Origin of the sequence: Tolypothrix sp. PCC 7712 (genome assembly GCF_025860405.1) — a bacterium.
Classification (GTDB): Bacteria; Cyanobacteriota; Cyanobacteriia; order Cyanobacteriales; family Nostocaceae; genus Aulosira; species Aulosira diplosiphon.
Genome location: NZ_CP063785.1, coordinates 2,126,834 through 2,148,202, shown reverse-complemented (window position 1 = coordinate 2,148,202; position 21,369 = coordinate 2,126,834). Strand labels below are relative to the sequence as shown.

Annotated in this window: 16 protein-coding genes and 1 tRNA gene; 12 read left to right on the top strand and 5 right to left on the bottom strand. The window is 41.1% G+C overall.

The window, feature by feature from the left end; genetic code table 11:
* Nucleotides 1–657: 657 nt before the first annotated feature.
* The 4 genes from HGR01_RS08690 (at nucleotide 658) to HGR01_RS08675 (ending at nucleotide 5,097) form a co-directional block, all read left to right on the top strand.
* The gene (locus HGR01_RS08690) at nucleotides 658–2,955 is read left to right on the top strand and encodes a peptidoglycan DD-metalloendopeptidase family protein (protein WP_235623028.1); all 2,298 of its coding nucleotides are present in this window, start codon (nucleotides 658–660) and stop codon (nucleotides 2,953–2,955) included.
* A 165-nt stretch (nucleotides 2,956–3,120) separates the two neighbouring features.
* Nucleotides 3,121–3,194: transfer RNA gene (locus tag HGR01_RS08685), tRNA-Met, on the top strand.
* Nucleotides 3,195–3,372: 178 nt separating this feature from the next.
* The gene (locus HGR01_RS08680) at nucleotides 3,373–4,665 is read left to right on the top strand and encodes an ISKra4 family transposase (protein ID WP_081583904.1); all 1,293 of its coding nucleotides are present in this window, start codon (nucleotides 3,373–3,375) and stop codon (nucleotides 4,663–4,665) included.
* Nucleotides 4,666–4,707: 42 nt separating this feature from the next.
* Nucleotides 4,708–5,097, top strand: a complete 390-nt coding sequence (locus tag HGR01_RS08675) for a hypothetical protein (protein WP_045868481.1) — start codon at nucleotides 4,708–4,710, stop codon at nucleotides 5,095–5,097.
* A 406-nt stretch (nucleotides 5,098–5,503) separates the two neighbouring features.
* Here HGR01_RS08675 and HGR01_RS08670 read toward each other — a convergent pair whose 3' ends face one another.
* Together HGR01_RS08670 and HGR01_RS08665 are read right to left on the bottom strand one after the other, a co-directional pair.
* Nucleotides 5,504–6,538 (bottom strand): zinc-dependent alcohol dehydrogenase family protein, encoded by a 1,035-nt coding sequence (locus HGR01_RS08670; RefSeq protein WP_045869503.1) that lies wholly within the window; start codon nucleotides 6,536–6,538, stop codon nucleotides 5,504–5,506.
* Between the two features lie 246 nt (nucleotides 6,539–6,784).
* Complete coding sequence (locus HGR01_RS08665) at nucleotides 6,785–7,660, bottom strand: MBL fold metallo-hydrolase (RefSeq protein WP_045869504.1); 876 nt, start codon at nucleotides 7,658–7,660, stop codon at nucleotides 6,785–6,787.
* Nucleotides 7,661–7,851: 191 nt separating this feature from the next.
* On the opposite strand from HGR01_RS08665, the gene HGR01_RS08660 reads away from it, so the two are divergent.
* Complete coding sequence (locus tag HGR01_RS08660) at nucleotides 7,852–9,357, top strand: serine/threonine-protein kinase (RefSeq protein ID WP_045869505.1); 1,506 nt, start codon at nucleotides 7,852–7,854, stop codon at nucleotides 9,355–9,357.
* A 300-nt stretch (nucleotides 9,358–9,657) separates the two neighbouring features.
* On the opposite strand, the gene HGR01_RS08655 is transcribed toward HGR01_RS08660, so the two are convergent.
* Entirely contained in the window at nucleotides 9,658–13,050 is a 3,393-nt protein-coding gene (locus HGR01_RS08655; protein WP_045869506.1) for an efflux RND transporter permease subunit, read from the bottom strand.
* Here HGR01_RS08655 and HGR01_RS08650 point away from each other — a divergent pair.
* The gene (locus HGR01_RS08650) at nucleotides 12,986–13,129 is read left to right on the top strand and encodes a hypothetical protein (protein ID WP_168160946.1); all 144 of its coding nucleotides are present in this window, start codon (nucleotides 12,986–12,988) and stop codon (nucleotides 13,127–13,129) included. The genes HGR01_RS08655 and HGR01_RS08650 overlap by 65 nt on opposite strands.
* Before the next feature lie 101 nt (nucleotides 13,130–13,230).
* Here the strand turns inward: HGR01_RS08650 and HGR01_RS08645 are convergent, their stop codons facing one another.
* Nucleotides 13,231–14,541 (bottom strand): efflux RND transporter periplasmic adaptor subunit, encoded by a 1,311-nt coding sequence (locus HGR01_RS08645; RefSeq protein ID WP_228045646.1) that lies wholly within the window; start codon nucleotides 14,539–14,541, stop codon nucleotides 13,231–13,233.
* Nucleotides 14,542–15,057: 516 nt separating this feature from the next.
* On the opposite strand from HGR01_RS08645, the gene HGR01_RS08640 reads away from it, so the two are divergent.
* Complete coding sequence (locus HGR01_RS08640) at nucleotides 15,058–15,534, top strand: MarR family winged helix-turn-helix transcriptional regulator (RefSeq protein ID WP_045869507.1); 477 nt, start codon at nucleotides 15,058–15,060, stop codon at nucleotides 15,532–15,534.
* Between the two features lie 497 nt (nucleotides 15,535–16,031).
* On the opposite strand, the gene HGR01_RS08635 is transcribed toward HGR01_RS08640, so the two are convergent.
* The gene (locus tag HGR01_RS08635; protein ID WP_045869508.1) at nucleotides 16,032–16,355 is read right to left on the bottom strand and encodes a hypothetical protein; all 324 of its coding nucleotides are present in this window, start codon (nucleotides 16,353–16,355) and stop codon (nucleotides 16,032–16,034) included.
* 229 nt (nucleotides 16,356–16,584) lie between these two features.
* Between HGR01_RS08635 and HGR01_RS08630 the strand changes: the two genes are divergently transcribed.
* From HGR01_RS08630 to minD, 5 genes are all read left to right on the top strand, one after another.
* On the top strand, nucleotides 16,585–16,806 hold the full coding sequence (locus tag HGR01_RS08630) for a hypothetical protein (RefSeq protein WP_045869509.1): 222 nt from the start codon (nucleotides 16,585–16,587) through the stop codon (nucleotides 16,804–16,806).
* 114 nt (nucleotides 16,807–16,920) lie between these two features.
* Complete coding sequence (locus tag HGR01_RS08625) at nucleotides 16,921–17,586, top strand: hypothetical protein (protein ID WP_045869510.1); 666 nt, start codon at nucleotides 16,921–16,923, stop codon at nucleotides 17,584–17,586.
* Nucleotide 17,587: 1 nt separating this feature from the next.
* Nucleotides 17,588–18,919: a four-carbon acid sugar kinase family protein gene (locus HGR01_RS08620; RefSeq protein ID WP_045869511.1), complete on the top strand. Its 1,332-nt coding sequence runs from the start codon at nucleotides 17,588–17,590 to the stop codon at nucleotides 18,917–18,919.
* Between the two features lie 779 nt (nucleotides 18,920–19,698).
* The gene (minC, locus tag HGR01_RS08615) at nucleotides 19,699–20,511 is read left to right on the top strand and encodes a septum site-determining protein MinC (protein ID WP_045869698.1); all 813 of its coding nucleotides are present in this window, start codon (nucleotides 19,699–19,701) and stop codon (nucleotides 20,509–20,511) included.
* A 44-nt stretch (nucleotides 20,512–20,555) separates the two neighbouring features.
* The gene (minD, locus tag HGR01_RS08610) at nucleotides 20,556–21,362 is read left to right on the top strand and encodes a septum site-determining protein MinD (protein WP_045869512.1); all 807 of its coding nucleotides are present in this window, start codon (nucleotides 20,556–20,558) and stop codon (nucleotides 21,360–21,362) included.
* The last annotated feature ends 7 nt before the right edge of the window (nucleotides 21,363–21,369 follow it).

The window sequence follows — 21,369 nt, the reverse complement described above, 5'->3', positions numbered from 1 at the left end:
ATATAAGAAATTTGTATCGAAAAGTAGCGACGATTCCGCAAATGAATGATAGATTTTGATGAACTTCAATTATCTTAATCTTGGGAACAAAAACGTCACAAGATAGTCCTATGAGGCATTTAAACGTTTTTTGCTCAATCAAGATAAAAAAGAAGCGCAAAAGTCGCTGCGAGATAATACGGTTGTCTTTTAGGGAATAATCAACGTAAAGTCTCGTGTTGGGTAGACGGATTGGATAGAAATCTCTTGAAGATATCTACAACAGGGGATTTGCTTTTCTAGAAGTCGTAGCGAATTAATTGCTGATCGCAACCAGTGGAAATGGCACAGTATATATGTTTGTCCAGCCCCGGTTAATTTAGCAAAGCAAGCGCAGACAGATGCAAACAGCAAAAAATCCTAAAGGTGTGAGGAACGGAGCGGACAAGTCAGCACAGCAATTTTAAAGTTTTGCTAATGGGTGTGAACTTGTCTAAATCAGAGAAGCAGGTTAATCTTGCGTAAGTATCTCTGGTGGGTGTGATCTTGATCAATCTTTGGATGTGATCTAAATCATTGACTAGTCTCAGACTGAAAAAAAAATCAAGGTCAGTTAAACACTAGTGAACATTTAGGAGGTCGTCTTTGAAACGAGCATTGAAAAAGAGAGTAAAAGCTGTGCTGAACAATACTCCCAGCAGTGATGGTGTCCCAATAGAACCGTCAAATAATGCAAATTCTGTAGCTAACCGCCGGGCGCGGACACAAGCCGCCATGATCGGGTTGGCTCTGTCAATGGGAGCAACCAGCCTCTTGGTGACTCGGCAAAGCGATCAAGCCCAAGCAGCGGCTCCTGTAGGCAGCCAAAAGGCAGCCTCAACAATGCCAGCTGCTCCTGACACTGAGATGAAATTTGCTCCCACAACCCTGGAAAACCAAACCGTCTCCCTCGTGAGCGTGCCGGAAAATCCTGTGATTGTGGAACCAACAGCAATTTCACAAGTGCCCGGGCTTGAAGCTAAACTACAGGTTGCGGCCAGTGGAATGTCTTTGCCAGTTCCAGCATCAGAAGCAACTGCTAAAGCTACAACAACTTATAAAACTTCTCTCTACCAGCAGTCTCAAGTAGTAAATGGTTTACAAACAACCAACAAGCTACCTGAAGTACAAAAACTTTCTATTGGTAATAGTGCAGTTAGCTCACCCAATACATCCCTAACAGCAGTAACAAACACTAAAGGTGTGGATAGTGCAGTTACCGCTCAACTGAAAGCACAGCAAGAATTTGCGCTGAATCGCTTACAAGAAAAATCGAACCGTTTAAAAGAAAGTCTGGCGGAGTTGCGGTCTGAGGAGACCCAGAATTTATCACAAGCTAACAAGGGGTTGGCTGAACCAACAGCTGCTGCAGTTGAAAAAGCTCCACAAATCAACGCCAGCAACCTGACAACAGAACAGTCACCAACCACCACAAATGCTAGCCAAGCAAGCTTGATTGCAAAGCTAAAACAGGCAAAAGCTAATACGGCTCCCGTAGCTACACCTGTACCAGCTACACTCAAAGCTGCTGCACCATCAAATAATGCTGCTTACGAAGTTAAGCCAGGAGATACACTAGCTGCGATCGCTAGTAAGTATGGTACATCTGTCTCAGAATTAGCCAAAGTTAACCATCTGAGCAATCCCAATCAACTGCAAATCAGTCAAAAATTGGTTGTGCCATCGACTGAGTTTAACAGCATTGCAGTTAATAACCCATCCAAGTTAGCAATTAACCCCACTGTAGAACAGTCTGAAGTAGCTACCTCTAAAGTAGTACCATCTCCTGTGAATACAGCTATTGTTAGCCCAACTGTACCTGTGGCACCACAGTTACCAGTCGTTGCTAACAATAACAGTGTTACTTTACCTGTAACACCACAATTACCAACAGTTGCTAACAATAACAGTGTCACTGTACCGACACCAGCAACAGCGAACAATCAAATTCCTGCAAATACTGCAGCTGCGGAAACAGCCCCCACTCCTGGTATTTCTTATGGTATGGGTGGTGATGCCCCGGTACCAAAAATATTTGCAGAATTGCAAAATCAAAAACCACAGAAGCTTGCAAGCGCTAAGAGTAATGAGCGCCTTCAGAGCTTACAAGCAGAAATCCAAAGATTGCGGGAGAAATATCGCGCTCAACAAGCTGGAGTTGTTGTACCAGTAGTTAGCGAAAATAATCAGCCTGCAGCAGTGCTTCCTGTAGCTAATAGCAATAACTTTGCGACTAGCCCGACTTTCCCACGGAGTGCAATACAGATTCCTGTACCTTCACCGAGGGTTAATGCAGTCCAACCAATGAAGCCTCTGTTCCGTGCAACTCAACCAACTAACGAGCCAGTAAATCCTGAGTTCTTTTCCAACCAAGCACCTGGACGCAAACTATCTGTACCTCGGATTGCTACACCTCCCAGAGGCGTTAATGCTTCCGATTCTTTAGGCAAGATGCGGGGAACTACCGTTTCTCCAAGTTTGCCACCTTTGTCAGCAGTAGATCAATATCTACCCAAACCTTTGGACGAGGCTATTCCTCCTCCATCCTCCTCATCTGTAGCTTACATTTGGCCAGCTAAAGGTGTTCTTACCTCTGGCTATGGCTGGCGCTGGGGAAGAATGCACAGAGGAATTGATGTTGCCAACTCCACAGGTACACCAATTTACGCATCCGCTGATGGCGTGGTTGTCAAAGCAGGTTGGAACAACGGTGGCTACGGTAATCTTGTAGATATCCGCCATAGTGACGGTAGTATGACTCGCTATGGTCATAACAGCAAGATTTTAGTGCAGGCAGGTCAGCAAGTACGACAAGGAGACACAATTGCTCTTATGGGTAGTACTGGTTTTAGCACTGGGCCACACAGCCATTTTGAAATTCATCCCACAGGTAAGGGCGCAGTTAACCCCATTACTTTATTGGCAAACCGGATCTAATTTCTGGCTGTCTAGAATTCAATTCTTGCCTTTTTCAAAGAGGGAGATTAACCTCCCTCTTTTGCTTTACAGCAATTCACCAAGCCCAAACAGAAAATTAATTTGCAATTGGACTAGAAATTGTGAAGTTTTTCTGCTATATTTAGAAATCATTGGATAAAGTAAGGCTCAGTAGCTCAGTTGGTTAGAGCACGGGACTCATAAGCCTGGGGTCGTCTGTTCAAGTCAGACCTGAGCCATAAAAAACTAAAATTAGTTAAGAGCGTATGATTCAATCACTGAATTCAGTGGTTGAACTAATGACGTTTAAATACCGAAATTGTTCATGCCCAAGGGGTGAACGAAAAAAAGTGTGGGAGAGGAGTTAGCGGACAAATTCCGCTAACATATCTGAGATGCCATAAAACCAAACTTCCCATGAACAACCACCAATCAATTCTGTCTCACATCAATGACACACTCCAGGACTTACCGGAGTGTCACCATTTAGAAGAATTTGTGGGCGAATTTTACAATATGTGGCTAAAATTAGGGAACTTTGTGCAACAAAGCTTATTCCAAGCCTTAATTGAAGAAAAAGAAGCCGAATACTCACATCCGAGAACTAAACGAGAAAAAAGATATTACACTCCATTAGGTGAAATGGTTGTTGTACGTAGAGCTTATGAGACAACAGATGGTATTAAAGTCAAAGTTGATGAAGAGTTAGGACTACCAAAAGATAAATGGCTACCAATGGTATTAGAATTAGCCTGTGCCTTGGGAGTTAGTAGTGAATTTCCAAATTCTCACTCCTTGTTTCAAAAATGGACAAGACTAGATTTGACACAAAAAACCTTAGCTAATCAAGTAGAAAAGACAGGAAATCAACTACAAACACAAGAGTTTCAGGTTCGATGTGAGCAAGACACTTCTTCACAGTTTGGAATTCCCAATCAAGAGCAGGAACCACCAGATTTATTATATGTGGGAGTTGATGGAGTCATGACTCCCTTGAATCAAAAACAAGGATATAAAGAAGCAAAAGTTGGTGTAATTTTCTGGAGTAAAGACCATCAAAAAGTTGGTAAAAAAAGAGGTGTTATACGTACTCGGGAATATGTAGCTACTTTAAAATCTCGACCAGAATTTACTCAGAGAGTATCCCAGTTATATAATCAAGTAGCAGGTACAAAACCCACAAAAACCGTAGTAATTGGTGATGGCGCACATTGGATTTGGTCGATGGCATCAGAACAATTTCCAGGTTCGGTGGAAATTCTCGACTTTTTTCATCTCTCGGAATATGTGTGGGCAGTAGCGAAAGCAGCGTATCCAAATAACGAAGACTATCAATTGGATTGGGTAAAAACTCAACAACAATTACTAAAAAAATCACAATGGAATACAGTAATTGAAAATTGTCATCAATTCCCCAAAAAGAAGAAAGATTTAAAGGGAGCTATTACCGATTTAGAGCGTTATTTAACTAATAATCAGAGTCGGATTGATTATCACTCTTATTTAAAAGCTGGTTTAATGATTGGTTCGGGAGTGGTTGAAAGCTCCAATCGGCGTGTGGTTACACAAAGATTAAAACAAGCGGGAATGCATTGGTCTTTATTTGGAGCTGAAGGAGTTATGGCATTAAGGGCAGCATATTTAAGTAATTCAACTCGATGGTCAAATTTTTGGTCATCCAAATCTTACAATTACAGTCAGGTAGCGTAAAGTTTACGATAAAACTTGTCCTTTGAAGTTAGTACTTACATAGTGGTCAAAACAAGAGAACAGAATCTTTCAGATTTAGCACATAGAATAGAACAATTACAAGCCAAAAGAGAAGAAATCAACCAAGAAATCTCTACTCTTCTTAAGAGTGATGTAGCTGCTAATAGTTGTTGGATTGTTCGTTACCGCGCCAAAGGTAAGGGTGGCGCTTATTGGTATTACAAGTGGCAATCAGGAGAACCTATCTTTGTTACCAAAAATGGTAGCAAAAGTTGTCATCAATATATTGGTAAAGCAGGTAGTCCTGCTTTTTTAAAGGCAGTTGAGATGATGAAAAATCGGACAAAAATCGAAGCGTTAAACCAGGTGCTTCATACATTAGAACTAGGACTCAATGACCTAGTTGAAGAAGCGGCAAGATTTCAAAAATAATTCATACTCTCATAAGAGTTAACATCTATATGAGTCAGAGCTTAGTTAGCGTATGATGTACGCTAACTAAGCTCTTCCCCACACCTTTTTTCGTTCACCCATGCCCAAGAGAATTTATTTTTTGGGAATCCCTGAAAATTAGCGATCCAATACTACTCAATACTGCTCGGTTAAGGATTTTCAACTCGGAATTTGGTTTGGGGAAAAGGTGAAAGGGTAAGGGTTAAAGGTTTTTTCTTGCCCCTTTTACCCTTCCCCTTTTACCCTTCCCCGACAAGTATTGCAATACTACTCAGTTAAGCGTTTTGAACTCAAAATAGCTTTTGGGAAAAAGGTTAAAGGTTATTTCTTTCCCTTGAACCATTCCCCTTTTTCCCCTTAACCTAAAAGTATTGAGTAGCGATCGCTAAACGCTCACCATGACTTTAATAGCTTGGCGATCGTTCATCGCCTGATAGCCATCAGGAACGCCATTGATATCGACGGTAACGTCTAGGACTAGGGATGGATCGATTCTGTCAGCCAGGACATCAATCAACAGTTCTGGAATATAAGCACGTGCAGGAGCAACACCACCTCGCAATGTGATGTTGGACTGAAACATCCTCGACAAATTAATTGTCTCGCTACCATGAGGAACCCCGACATAGCCAATCGCTCCACCTGGGCGACAAATACCGATCGCTGTTTTCATTGAGGATTCTGTACCAACACACTCGAGAACTGATTCAGCACCGCCTTTTGTCATTTCTTGCACTTCTTGAATAGCTTGTTCGTCCCGGCTGCTGACAAAATCTGTTGCGCCAAATTTACGCGCGATCGCCAGCCGATTCTCATGCCGACCAAGCATTATAATTCTTGCGGCTCCTAATCGGTGAGCAGCTAACACCCCGCACAGCCCCACGGCTCCATCACCAATGACCGCGACTGTGCTTCCTGGTTTTACGCCTGCTGATACTGCTGCATGGTGTCCTGTGGACATCACATCCGTTAGCGGTAAAATCTTCTTGAGCATGGCAGCATCATTTTCCACAGCATCAGGAATTTTTACCAGCGTACCATCAGCAAACTGGGCGCGAACAGCTTCAGCTTGTCCGCCATCATTTTTACCACCCCAAAAACCGCCCTGTAGACAAGAAGTTTGCAGGTTTTTGCCGCAAAATTCACAAGCACCATCAGAAAAAGCAAACGGAGCTAAAACGCGATCGCCCCGCTTGAAATTTCGCACCTCCGATCCCACCTCTTCGACAATCCCCATCCATTCATGTCCAGTACGCCATCCTGGTTGCCATTGGTCTTTACCTTGATAAAACCACAGATCCGATCCACAGATACAAGCATGAGTAATCCGCACGATCGCATCTGTTGGCTGTTGAATTTGCGGATCGGGAACATTCTCCACCCGCACATCACCTGCTCCGTAATACACAGTTGCTTTCATAATCTACCTTGCACTAGTTTTGGATGACATTTCCACTCACTGTCTCGCAATCAAGCTGTAAAATCCTCCTCATTTAGAGAGGTTTTCGGCTAAATTCAATACAAATAGACAATTGTGAAAGGCTTCCTAGCGAAATCACAGATTAAGGCGAGAAATTTGGTAATTGGTAATTGGTAATTGGTAATTGGATTATTATTAATTACCGAAAGATGGAGATAAAGCTACGAATTACGAATTAGTAATTATTTATTTAACTGCTTCCATCAACTCAATACATTTGTGCATTTGCTGGTGCATAGTCTCAACATCAGCGTGAAATCTCCTTCCATGACCTGGTAACACCCATTCAAATGAGTAATTAGCTAATTTCCGCATTGATTTAATTTGCTCTGTCCAAGAATACCAACAGAAATCGCGAAATGCATTCAATTGATGTAAGTTTTCTGACCAAGCAAGATGGTCACCAGTAAACATAAACTTATTTTTATAGAGTAGAACTGTATGCCCTTTTGAGTGACCAGGAACTGGGATAATTAATATATCCTCAGTCAAAGTAAATGGTTCTACTCCAGTTAATTGTATTTCCACATTGCGAGTATCTGCCGAAATATCATCAGCGTGCAGAATGCGTTGACATTGAAAATGCTCTGCAAACTTTTGATGATCGGCAATATCATCTCTGTGAGTCAAATACATATAACGAATGCCGCCCATCTCTTCTAAACGCTTGATCAAAGGCGGTGTGAATCTAGGTGAATCTACTAAAATATTGCCTTCAGGATGTTGAATAAAATAACTAGCTGCGGCATAAGATTTTTCTGAATGATAGCCACAGTGGTAAACATTTTTCTCAACTAAAATCGGAAAAGTTTCTTGAGCATTTTTAATATCTTGTGGCTTTTCAACTGTACCAATAGAGCTAGTAGGACAGGCTAAAAGTGCTTGCAGCGCTGCTAATCTTTCTTTTTCATTTGTAGGTTGATGATAAACTGCTGACTGTTCATCAGCACGATAAAATACTTCGGGAGTCATCCAGCGACAGGTATCACAATCAATACAGCTAGAATCTACATAAAAATCGCCGTTGACATTTTCGGTGCGACGCAGTTTTAAATTAGCCATGTTATACCCCTGTATCCCTTAGCGAATAGCTCAGGAAAAATAAACCTTATATCACCACGCTAGCAAAATTTACCTTAGACAATCCCAGTCACTAGAAGTAAATTTGTCCAAAAACTTTGGTGGTATCTCAACCCAGCAAATAGAAATGGGAAAACTTAACATATACACACTCTGCTAATATCTACCCAGATATGCTTTACTGTCCTAATCCTAATTGCTCAAATCCCTTTAATCCTGATAGCAATAAGTTTTGTCTTCGCTGTGGACAAATTCTTACACCTCTATTCCGTAATCGTTTCCGTGTGATTAAACTTTTGGGTGAGGGTGGATTTGGTAAGACTTATGAAGCCAGAGATGTGGATAAGATGGATGAACCTTGCGTGATTAAGCAATTTTTTCCACAAGTGGAAGGAACAGCAGCATTAGAGAAAGCAACCGAATTGTTTAAGCAAGAGGCGAAGCGTTTGTATGATTTGGGAGAACATCCACAAATTCCCCGCCTCATTGCTTATTTTGAACAGGATCAGCGTTTGTATCTCGTACAAGAGTTTATTGATGGTCACAATTTACTACAAGAATTACAGCAGCAGGGAACATTTAGTGAAGCGAAGATAATACAGCTTTTAAAGGATTTATTACCAGTTCTTCAATTTATCCATGAGCAAGGAGTAATTCATCGAGATATCAAGCCAGAAAATATTATGCGTCGCCATAAAGATGGTCAGTTAATGCTAATTGATTTTGGCGTTTCTAAACAAGCTACCGGAACAATTATTGGTAAAGTGGGAACTACTGTTGGTACACATGGCTATGCACCATTAGAGCAAATGCGTGGTCAGGTATTTCCTGCTAGTGACCTTTACAGCTTGGGTGTAACTTGTATTAGGTTATTAACCGGCTCTTTTCCAAAAGCTGACGGTTATGATGAACTTTATGATGCGTTAAATGGAAAATGGATATGGAAAGAAAGTCTCTTAGAAACTAATTTAATTAGTCAAGATTTCGCTAATATATTAGATACTTTAATTCATGATTATATTAATAATAGGTATCAAACTGCTGTGGAATTAATAGAAGCTATCAATATTCATAAATTACCCGGAAATAAAAAAATAATATTAGAACTTAATAATTCTCAATCTTTTGGTTCAAACGCCAATAATGTTAAAGTCTCTGGGGTTACCCCTCATCTCAACTTACTAGCAAAAGAGGATTATAGCAGACTTGATAATTTACTAAAATCTAGTAGATGGGAAGATGCAAATGAAGAAACTTTTGATATTCTATTAAAGCTAGCGGGTCGAGAGAAACAAGGTTCGCTGTATGTAAATGATATTCAGGAACTTTCTTGCCAGGATTTGCAATTCATCGACAGGCTTTGGGTTGAATACAGTGATAGCAAATTTGGTTTAAGTATACAAAAGCAAATATGGTTAAATATAAATGGTAAAAAAGAGCCAGATACAGAAGATTGGTGTCGTTTTGGATATGAAGTAGGATGGCTAAAACGAAAAATACTAAGGAAAACATTATTATTTTTTGCTGATTTATTTTCTGAAGATAACCCTGTGTGGTTTGAAGAACTAAACTTTTCTATAAAAGCTCCAAAGGGTCATTTACCATGCTTTAAAAGCATTGGCATAACATCATCTATAGTAAATTTAATTTTACTACGTTGTGAAGACTGTGGATTGTAAATAAACGGCATATTTTCTAATCACTCTAAATTTGCTTAGAGACTATTTATAAAGTAAATCTTAAGTAGGGTGTGTTACGGCTATGAAAGGATTTCGGACACAGAGACAATGATATTTAGCCGTAACGCACCGTCGCGTAGATGGTGCGTTAGGCGCTAGGATAGTTATTTCGTGACAAATTATATTGAAAGTCAGCGCCTAACACACCCTACAGTAATTTTATTTTTACTTTATAAATAACCTCTTACAAATTTAAAGTGATTATCTGTAATAATTTAAATGAACATAATTAGATTCTAATCATAATACTTCTGCCTTTTCTTGTTCTTGTTTAACTTTATCTTTCTGCTTTCTACCTTTATTATTCAACCGCTTCCGCAATGACTCCATGTATGTGTAGAAAACTGGAGTGATATAAAGCGTTAGTAATTGCGAGAACAATAAACCACCAACAACTGCTAAACCTAAAGGACGGCGAGATTCTGCACCTGCGCCTAAACCAAGCGCAATTGGTAGAGTACCCATTAATGCTGCCATTGTGGTCATCATAATGGGACGGAAACGGACTACACAAGCTTCATAGATGGCATCAAACGGCGTTTTACCTTGATTTTTCTGGGCATCCATTGCAAAGTCAATCATCATAATGCCGTTTTTCTTAACGATACCAACTAGCATGATAATGCCGACAAAAGCGTAGATATTTAAATCAACTCCAAATACCATTAAGGTGATTAATGCACCAAATCCTGCTGAAGGTAAGCTAGAAAGAATTGTAATCGGGTGGATAAAATCTTCGTAGAGAATTCCCAACACAATGTAAATTACTAAAATTGCAATTATTAGTAAAAATCCCAAGCTAGAAAGCGAAGATTGAAATACCTGTGCTGTACCTTGAAAGCTAGTACTAATAGTTGGTGGTAATGTTTCACGAGCTAGTTGTTCAATCTTTCCGGTAACATTTCCTAAAGAAACTTCAGGTTTGAGGTTAAAGGAAATAGTCACAGCAGAAAGTTGTCCGTAATGGTTAACTGTTAATGGCCCAACACCTTTACTAAGTGTTGCTACAGCATTTAAAGGTACTTCTTGACCACTAGTCGAACGAACTGTTAATAAATCAAGGTCATTGGGACTTAACTGATACTGGGGATCTACTCCCATTATTACTTGATATTGACCATCAGATGCATAGATAGTGGAAACTTGGCGAGTACCATAAGCATTATTTAAAGTGCTTTCAATTTGATTGGCTGTTAAACCCAAAGTTGAGGCTTGTTCGCGATTAACTTGGACGTTAATTTGGGGATTTTTGATTTGCAAGTCGCTATTCACATCTTGTAATTCTGGCATTTGTCGCAACTTTGTTTCCAAAGCTGGCGCGTATTGATATAAATCTTGTAAATTCGGGCTAGAAAGTCCAAATTGATAAAGCGCTTTTGTTTGCTGTCCACCAAGACGAATAGATGGCGGGTTTTGAACAAATGCTCTAATTCCGGGAATTCCTGTTAGTTTAGGACGTAGTTCATTCGCTATTTTATCAGCACTTTCGTGGCGTTGGGAATGGGGTTTTAATTTTACGAAAATACGTCCAGCATTAGATGTGGAATTGGCTCCACCCGCACCTACACTAGAGTTAATTGCTTCTACATTAGGGTTGCGGCGGACAATATTTGCTATGACTTGTTGATGTTTCACCATCTCATCAAAGGAAATATCTTGAGCCGCTTCTGTATTGACACTTAACTGTCCAGTATCATCATTGGGAATAAAGCCTTTAGGAACAACAATAAATAAATATATGGTTGCAACTAAAATCGCGCCTGAAAGTATCATCGTTGTACGGTGATATTTCATTGATAGTTTCAGGGTGGCTTCATAAGCGCGTAGCATGGTATCAAATACCCACTCAGAAGCATTATAAAGACGACGTTTCCAATTTTTAGCTTTCTGTTTTTGGGATTTATTTATTTGATGTCCATTACCATCATTGGAGATGGCGTGACCATTTTCTACATGATGATTTCCATTGCTTGATGTAACATGGCCATTGCCTGTATTATCAAATCCATCTGGGGATAAAGTATGACCATTTTCTGTGTGATTAAATCCATCATTAGAGATGACATAATCACTTTCTAAATCATGAGGTCCATTGCTGGATATAGTATGACCATTATTTAGATGATGTCCATTTTCTGAATGTTGATGCTCACCTTCATGCTTGAGAAAACGACTACAAAGCATTGGTGTCAGGGTAAGGGATATAAATCCAGATACTAAAATTGAAACGCTAATAGTAACAGCAAACTCACTGAATAGCCTTCCTAAAATTCCACCCATAAACATGATGGGAATAAATACAGCTACTAGAGAAATGGTCATTGATAAAATGGTAAATCCAATTTCTTTAGAACCGTTGAGGGCAGCTTCCAGGCGATTTTCGCCCATTTCCATGTGACGCACAATGTTTTCTAACATTACTACTGCGTCGTCTACCACAAAGCCAACAGCCAGAGTAAGCGCCATTAAGGACAGGTTATCTAGAGAGTAACCTAGTAATAGCATTACCCCAAAAGTTGCTACTAGCGATAAAGGTACTGCCAAGCTGGGAATGATGGTAGCTGAGATGTTACGTAAAAAGAGAAAAATAACCAAAACTACCAAGCAAATTGTCAGGAATAAGGTAAATTTGACATCATTTACTGACTCGCGAATTGATTGGGAGCGGTCATATAAAATTGTCATATCTACCGCCGCCGGAATTTGCTCACGGAAGCTCGGTAAAATCTTTTTAATTCCGTCTACAACTGCTACAGTATTACTTCCTGGTTGCCTTTGAATTGCTAAGACAATTGCTCGTGTGCCGTTAAACCAACTAGCTACTTTATCGTTTTCTACGCTATCAAATACTTTACCTAATTCTCCTAATTGAACAGGCGCGCCGTTGCGATAAGAAACCACTAAAGAACGGTAAGCTTCAGCATTGTTCAATTGCCCATTTGACTCAATAGTGAAGTTTTGATTTTTGCCGTAAAGGTTACCAGTCGGTAAATTAGAATTCCCTTGAGAAACAGCAGTTGCTACTTCATCAATCCCCAAACCTTTCGCGCTTAAAGATTGAGGATCAAGGTAAATTCGCACCGCGTACTTTTGCGAACCATAAACCTGTACCTGCGCTACTCCATCAACCATTGATAGACGCTGCGCTAGTATCGTTTCCCCGTATTTATCAACTTCCGATAAGGGCAAAGCTGATGAGCTTAAAGCTACATACAAAATAGGTGAATCTGCCGGGTTGACTTTGCGGTATGATGGCGGATTCGGCATACTACTTGGTAACTGGCGCGCTGCTTTGGCGATCGCAGATTGCACATCTTGAGCCGCACTATCTATATCCCGACTCAAGTTGAATTGCAGCGTAATCTGTGCCGAACCCAGAGAACTTGTAGAGTTCATCGAATCCAGACCAGCAATACTGGAAAATTGCTGTTCTAATGGCGTTGCGACTGACGAAGCTACTGTCTCAGGACTAGCTCCTGGTAAGCTAGCCGATACCTGAATTGTGGGAAAATCCACCGTAGGCAAGTCACTCACTGGCAACAATTGATAACTCATTAGGCCAAACACCATGATGGCTAGCATCACCAGTGTGGTCATTATCGGTCGGCGGATGAATAACGCAGAGATGTTCATGGGGTGGGGATTGGGGATTGGGGATTGGGATGAGGGAGATGAGGAAGATGAGGGGGATGAGGGAGCAGGGGAAAAATAAATTTTGGCTCTTGTACAGACGCGATTCATCGCGTCTGTTTGTCTCTTTGACCCTTGACTCTTGAGTATAAAAGTATAAATATTTACAACAAAAAACTTATATTAAGGGCTTTGATTTCCTTGGTTGGCGCTTCCTGTTCTTTGTCCAGTGCCTACTGCTTGCTTAATTTGGACTTTGGCTTTGGGTCTAAGGTTAAATTGTCCGTCTGTAACGACTTGTTCGCCTTCTTTTAAACCTTCTTGAATGACTGATTCATTGCCAACAGCATTACCCACAACGACGGGACGCATATCTACAGTTTGATCGGCAGGGTTCAATACATAGACAAACTGCCCTTTTTGTCCTGTCTGGATGGCTGTGGTTGGAACAACTATGGCGTTGGGTTCTTGGGTGAGTCTGACAACAACATTCACAAATTGACCTGGCGATAAGCGTCCGTCGCTGTTGGTAAAGCTGCTTTTGAGTTGAATCGTTCCAGTGGTGGGATCTACACCACTATCTATAAAGGAAAGTTCGCCATGTTCGGGACGCTGTTCATCCTTGGGGATGTAGGCATCAACTTGTATTTTTCCCTGTGCCCGATATTTGTTGAGTTCTGGCAGTAAGCGTTGCGGTAGGGAAGTTGTCACGTAAATTGGGCTAATTTGGCTGATTGTCACTAAGGGATTGGTGTCATTATCTTTTACTAAGTTGCCCTGATTGACTTTCAAGCTGCCTGTACGTCCGGTAATTGGTGAATAAATCGAACTATAGGAAAGGGTGATTTTAGCGCTGTCAATTGCTGCGTCTGCGGCTGTAACTGTGGCTTTAGCGTTATTTAAATCGGCTTTTGCCGCATCTACTGCGGCCACGGCATTGCTAATACCTTCGTTATCTGCAATTACTGTGGCTTTTTGAGCATCCGATGCGGTGCGAAATTGGTCTGCTTGCTCTTTGCTAATTGCGCCTTGGCTCAACAGCGTACCATATCGTTGTGCTTGAACTTGGGCGTTTTTGGCTTGGGTTTGGTCTTTGAGGAGATTTGCTTTAGCTTGATTAACTTGCGCTACAGCCTTTGAGAGGTTAGCTTGCGCTTGTTTTACCTGTGCGATCGCTTTTTCTTTATTGGCTTGCGCTTGCATTAACGCCGCTTCTTGCGGTCGAGAATCTATTTTGAATAATAGTTGCCCTTTTTTAACATTCTGCCCTTCTTGGAAATAAACGCCTGTGAGTGGCCCAGCAACTTGTGACTTTACCCCTACAGTCGAATACGCCACGACGGTTCCGGTTTGTCGTAACTCAACAGGTATAGTTTTACGCGTGACTGTCGCTACTACAACAGGTACAGCGCGCTGCTGATTTTTGCCTTGTTGCTTATTAGACTGTGCCTCGGTAGCCGTACAACCACATACAGCAATTAAGCTCAATAGCAAGATGTTTCTACCGATCTGTTTTGGTATTAATGGTAAAAGTCCTGGCAACATATATTTTTGCGTATTTAAAGAAAGTCTAGTCTTGAAATTACGAGATAAATATCTCATCCTGACTAGCAGCAGCATTAATTTTGAGCCTCTCAATAAAGGTTTAACAGATATTTGAAAAATACAAACACAATATTAGCTAAAATTAATTAGCTTTGCTAACTGTTAGCGTAACATCTATCTTGAGGAATATTTTTGGATTTGTCATTTGTCATTTGTAAGAGGTAGCAGGAAATTCCCATAATTAATAAGGAATCTGCTAATCCAATACTGCTCGGTTAAGGATTTTCAAATCGGAATTTGGTTTGGGGAAAAGGTGAAAGGGTAAGGGTTAAAGGTTTTTTCTTGCCCCTTTTCCCCTTCCCCTTTTACCCTTAACCAAAAAGTATTGTCTGCTAATCTTCTTTAATCTCTTGCGTTCTCATCCATTTGTCTCAGTACTTTCTGTCCATGAGGACGATGCAAATTATGAATACCAAAAAACTAGCTACAGAAATCACACCAGAGCAATGCGCTGCCAAAATGATGGAAACTATTCCCACAATCATCAAGTTCTTTCGCGCAGAAATGAGACGGAATGCTTCATTCTTGCCAGAATCGCTTTCTATTCCGCAGTTTCGGACGCTTGCTTTCCTCGATCGCAATCCTGGTGCTTCTCTTTCGCAAGTTGCAGAAAATTTAGGTGTAACTAGGGCTACAGCCTCAAATTTGACAGACCGTCTAGTACAGAAGAATTTGGTTAGTAGAGTAGAGAATCCTCAAGAACGTCGTCATGTTCTCCTGAATTTAACTGAGACAGGTAAGTATCATCTGCAACAGGTTAGGGCGTTGACAAGTGCGAGAATTGCTTCTGTATTGGCTAATCTACCAGAAGAGCAAATCCAAAGTGTAGCGGCAGGATTAACAGCGCTGAGTAGTATTTTTGAAGATTTAATTACTGAATAAAGCTAATTTAATAAGTAGAGCGGTGCAATTACAGATAGTTGGTAATTGGTAATTGGTAATTGGTAAGGGTTTCAAGTCTAATATCGGTTGTGTAACATAGTTAGATTTATTTCTACCGACTGATTTAGTTACAATTTTTGGCTGGCGATACAATCACTTGCGAAAAAAATTTGTAGTATGCCATTGACACAATGTAGGGTTTGTATTACAAATGTAATATAGATACTAAAAAATCTTTCCGGTTTGAAATCAATACAGATATCACTTTTGGGATTGTATCTTGGCAATTTCTCTTTGCACTATCAAATTATTGGGGCCGCGATTGGTGTTCGACTGCTCTGAAACCAACAAACGGACAGCTGCAGGCTTTGGGTTCGATTCCCAACGGTTCCACTTGGAGTAATTCGTAATTCGTAATTTGTAATTCGTAATTAAAAGACAAAGCGATCACAATGCTTTATATGTGATGAGAATGGGAAATCTAATTCTCGATGCACTCATAAATTATCAGGCGATGCAATCGTAATGTGACTCGATACATTGGCATTGTCAGGTGATGCAATCGTAATGTGACCGGATGCATTGGCATTGTCAGGCGATACAATCGTAATGCGACCCGATGCATTGGCATTGTCAGGTGATGCAATCGTAATGTGACCGGATGCATTGGCATTGTCAGGCGATACAATCGTAATGCGACCCGATGCATTGGCATTGTCAGGCAATACAATCGTAATGCGACCGGATACATTGGCATTGTCAGGCAATACAATCGTAATGCGACCCGATGCATTGGCATTGTCAAGCGATACAATCGACATTCGACTTGCTGCGATCGCAATCTTATTCTCAGAAGTAAAATACGTTTTAAGTTTGCAAACAGTCCCTAGTCCCCATTTTTAAGACAATTACGGGATGTCCTGAGAAATTGCGAATGGTTAAGCTCAAGCTTCATCTGTACGCAGAAAATGATGATAAATGATGTGAAGAAAATTTACGGCAGATGAAGCCGATTGCTCACTAATTAGATTCAGAACAAGCCGAGTAACAATGAAAGCACATCGAATTGAAACAACCTTAACTGAAGACGGAACTTTGCTCATCAAAGACTTACCATTTCAGGCTGGGGAAGCTGTGGAAATTATCATTTTAGAAAGCCACACTCATAGCCAAAAAGCGAATCCTTATCCTTTGCGTGGTAAAGAACCGTACCGTTATGACGATCCTTTTGAACCTGCTGTGTGTTTAGAAGATTGGGGAGTATTGCAATGATCGTATTGGTGCAAACTCTTAAATAAATATCAACAACGTTTCTCATCCCATCATCTACGCCAAACCCGACTACAATATATACGCAACTCGCGCTTCCTTAAGGAGTATCCAGCAGTGCAGCCGGATTTATTAGGTTTGGAAATTAGTAAAGGAGAATTGAGACGCTTGACTGGATTCGATCCAGAAGACGTTTTCCGACCTTCCATTATGGCAGACCGCGAGAAGCGATTGGGGTTTTTTATGAATGAGGGGTTGGTGGCGCTGGCGCTAACGCCGATTATTGTGGGGGGAATTTATGCTTTTATTATTCTGCCAACTATTGGTTCTTCGATTAAATTAGGCATTCTGTTATTAATTTTAGTGCCGATTGCAGTGATCATTGGGCGATCGCTCTGGCGAAAATTCACTTGTCCCCAAGGGTTGACAATCCTTTTAGATGAAGTCGATAAATATCATTCTGTAATCAATGCTATCGATATTAACGACCAATTAGCAACATCCGGTAATACCCACAGCATCAATGACAGAGATAAAGTGATCTCCGCATTACAACTGATTCGCGAAGATTTAGTTCGGGCTTTAAAAACCGAACGAATTTTACGGGATAATAAAAAATTGCTTGCTAATAATCAAGAGTTATTTGTCAATAATTTAGCCAATCTCCAAGCCTTGCAAGTAAGTAGTCAGGCTGGGGATTACGCTGAATTTCTCAATCAATCATTGCAGATTGCTTTAGATGTGCAAGCAGAAATTAGCAAATTACAGTCTCCCCGACGTTGACATGACAAACAAACCAAAAATTATTGTCCTGGATGATGATCCTACGGGTTCCCAAACAGTCCACAGTTGTTTGCTGCTGATGCATTGGGATGTGGAGACTTTACGCCTGGGTTTGCGAGATGATTCACCAATTTTCTTTATTTTGACAAATACGCGATCGCTCCCACCAGAATCAGCTGCATCTGTAACTAAAGAAGTCTGCCAAAATTTAAAAGTAGCGTTACAAGCCGAAAATATTACTGACTTTTTGGTGGTTAGCCGTTCTGATTCGACTTTACGAGGACATTATCCCATCGAAACAGATGCGATCGCTCAAGAACTCGGCCCTTTTGATGCTCATTTTCTCGTCCCGGCATTTTTTGAAGGGGGACGCATCACTATCGATAGCATCCACTATTTAATCATTGATGGTAAACCTAAGCCAGTGCATGAAACTGAGTTTGCTCGTGATTCAGTCTTCAGCTACCATCACAGTTATTTACCGAAATATGTAGAAGAAAAAACTCAAGGACAAATCAAGGCTGAGTCTGTCACCAGGTTCTTGCTAGATGATATCCGTGCAGGTAGTTTGCAGAGGTTGTTACAACTTAGCGGTAATCAGTGCGTTGTTGTTGATGGCGAAACCCAAGCCGACCTCAACACCTTTGCATCTGATATTCTAACAGCCGCCAGTCAGGGAAAACGCTTTTTATTCCGCAGTGCTGCCAGTATCTTAACTGCTTTGGCTGCCTTACCTCCCCAACCCATAGCTGCCGAAAATATGGCAGAGTATGTACGTGATGGTAAACCAGGTGCAGTAATTGTTGGTTCCCACGTCAAGAAAACGACGCAACAGCTAGAAGCATTATTACAAGCAGATGGCACAGAGGGAATTGAAGTCGATGTGGCGCGATTACTTAATGATGACGAGAATCAATCTGCTACACTACTAACCGAAATCCTGGAAAGTATCAAGACGGTACATGAAGCTGGCAAAACACCAGTAGTTTATACCAGCCGTCAAGAACTTACCTTTGAGGATGTTAATACCAGGCTAGAGTTTGGCAAAAGAGTTTCTGCTTTGTTAATGGATATTGTTAGGGGTTTACCATCTGATATAGGATTCTTAATCAGCAAAGGCGGCATTACCTCTAATGATGTTTTAAGTACCGGACTGGCTTTAACTTCAGCCCGGTTAATGGGTCAAATTTTAGCTGGTTGTTCGATGGTGCTAACACCCTCAGACCATCCCCAATTTCCCAATTTGCCAGTAGTATTATTTCCTGGTAATGTTGGCGATGCTGATGCCTTGGCAACAAGTTATCGCAGATTGGTGAAGAAGGGGGAAGGGTGAAAGGGGGAAGGGTGAAAGGTGAAAGGGGAAGGGGGAAGAATATATGTATATCTTCGCTACTACAAGCTACTTGTAGGTTCTTTATAAGTAGAGGTAGTGCGCGCTGGGGATGATGAATATTTTAATTTCATACTTCATACTTCATCCTTCTTCTGATATACTCTGCACTCAGTAGTTTCTGGGGTGAGGATGTTATTGCGCGTTGCAACTAATCTATTATTGATCGTTGCTCAGTTTGTTCTTTGTTTTTTGGCTGGTGCTGTATGACTTCTGATTCTGCCGATTTAGAGTCAAATTCTGCACTTTCTGATGCAGATTCACAATCTAACCTCTCTCGTATAGAGTTAAATTCTATTCTTCCAGACGCAGAACTAAATTCTGTTCTTCAGTATTTAAAGACACATTCTGCTACCTCAAAGTTGCATAACTCTGAGGATGAGGTAAATTCTATACCTAATAATGTGGAATCAAATTTAGAACACCCTGATGAGGAGGTAAATTCTGCACCTGCTGATGAGGTAGCGAATTTAGAAACCCTGGATGGAGATGCAAATTCTCCATCTACAGAAGCGATTACCAACTCAGAAAATTCTGAGGGGGAAACTAATGCTGTGACTCCAGAAGCGATTGCCAACTTAGAAAATCCTGAGAGGGAAACCAATGCTGTGACTCCAGAAGCGATTGCCAACTCAGAAAATTCTGAGGGGAAAACCAATGCTGTGACTCCAGAAGCGATCGCCAATGCAGAAAATCCTGATAAAGCGGAAAATTCTGCTATTATGTCAGATTTAGACTCAATTTCTACCCTGTCGGATTTAGATGACCTAGAGTCACCATCACCAGACAATAAAGCCAAAAATGATCTCCAAGTCCAATGGAAAACTGAGGAGGGAAGACTATTATTAATTTTACCGACCGAAGCACAAGTACCTGCTGCAGAATTTAACTGGTATGAAATTTGGCAACAGATGCGCCAACGCTTACAAGCAGATCGCTTCCGCGTACCAAATACACCAGTGCATCTACTAGCAAAAGACCGCTTGTTAGATAGCAGACAACTGCAAGAACTAGCAGAGGTCTTAAATGAAATCCAACTCCAGCTAAAATCTGTGGCTACCAGTCGCCGTCAAACTGCGATCGCAGCTGTTTCCTCTGGCTATTCTGTAGAACAGTTACCACTAGAAACTTCCTTAAGTTCAGAACCAAAAGTTGTACCAACTCCTTTGGCAGATGCACTTTATTTAGAAATGACAGTACGTTCTGGTGTAGAAATTCGCCATGCCGGAAGCGTCATTATCTTGGGAGATTTAAATCCAGGTGGTATCGTAGTTGCAGATGGAGATATTTTAGTGTGGGGAAGGTTACGTGGCATCGCCCATGCTGGTGCTAGTGGCAATCGCGAGTGTTTGATTATGTCCCTGCAAATGGAACCAACCCAACTGCGGATTGCCGATGCTGTAGCCAGGGCCCCAGAAAAGTCGCCTACACAGTTTTCACCTGAAGTAGCGCACATGACATCGCAAGGCATTCGCATCGCTAGGGCTATTGATTTTTCCCGAAGTCAATTAAATAGGATGAATCTGGAGCCATAAGTAATTACTATATTTTCTAAACCCTAATTGAGCGTGTTTCGATCATGACTCGCATTATTGTCATTACCTCCGGTAAAGGAGGAGTGGGTAAAACCACAGTTTCAGCAAATTTAGGCATGGCGATCGCAAAAATTGGTCGTCAAGTAGCCTTAGTTGATGCGGATTTTGGACTGAGAAATTTAGACTTGCTGCTAGGACTAGAAAACCGCATTGTGTATACGGCGGTAGAAGTTCTCGCTAGAGAATGTCGCTTAGAACAAGCCTTAGTCAAAGATAAGCGGCAAACAAATCTTGTACTCTTACCAGCCGCCCAAAATCGTACCAAAGAATCAGTTACCCCCGACCAAATGAAATTATTGGTGAACGCACTGGCCCAAAAGTACCAGTACGTGATCATCGATAGCCCGGCGGGTATTGAAATGGGATTCAAAAATGCGATCGCACCCGCAAAAGAAGCCCTGATTGTCACCACTCCAGAAATTTCTGCTGTTCGTGATGCTGACCGTGTAGTTGGGTTATTAGAAGCACAAGGCATTAAGCGAATCCATCTAATAATCAACCGCATCAGACCCGCAATGGTGCGAGCCAATGATATGATGTCTGTTCAAGATGTTCAGGAACTTCTTGCCATCCCTTTAATTGGAGTCATCCCTGACGACGAGCGTGTGATTGTTTCTACCAACCGTGGCGAACCTCTAGTACTCTCAGAAAACCCCTCTATAGCTGCCACCGCCTTCGAGAACATTGCACGGAGATTAGAAGGGGAAACCGTCGATTTTCTTGAACTCGACTCACATCACGACAACATTTTTACTCGTTTGAGAAAGTTGTTGTGGACAAAACTTGCTTAACCATATT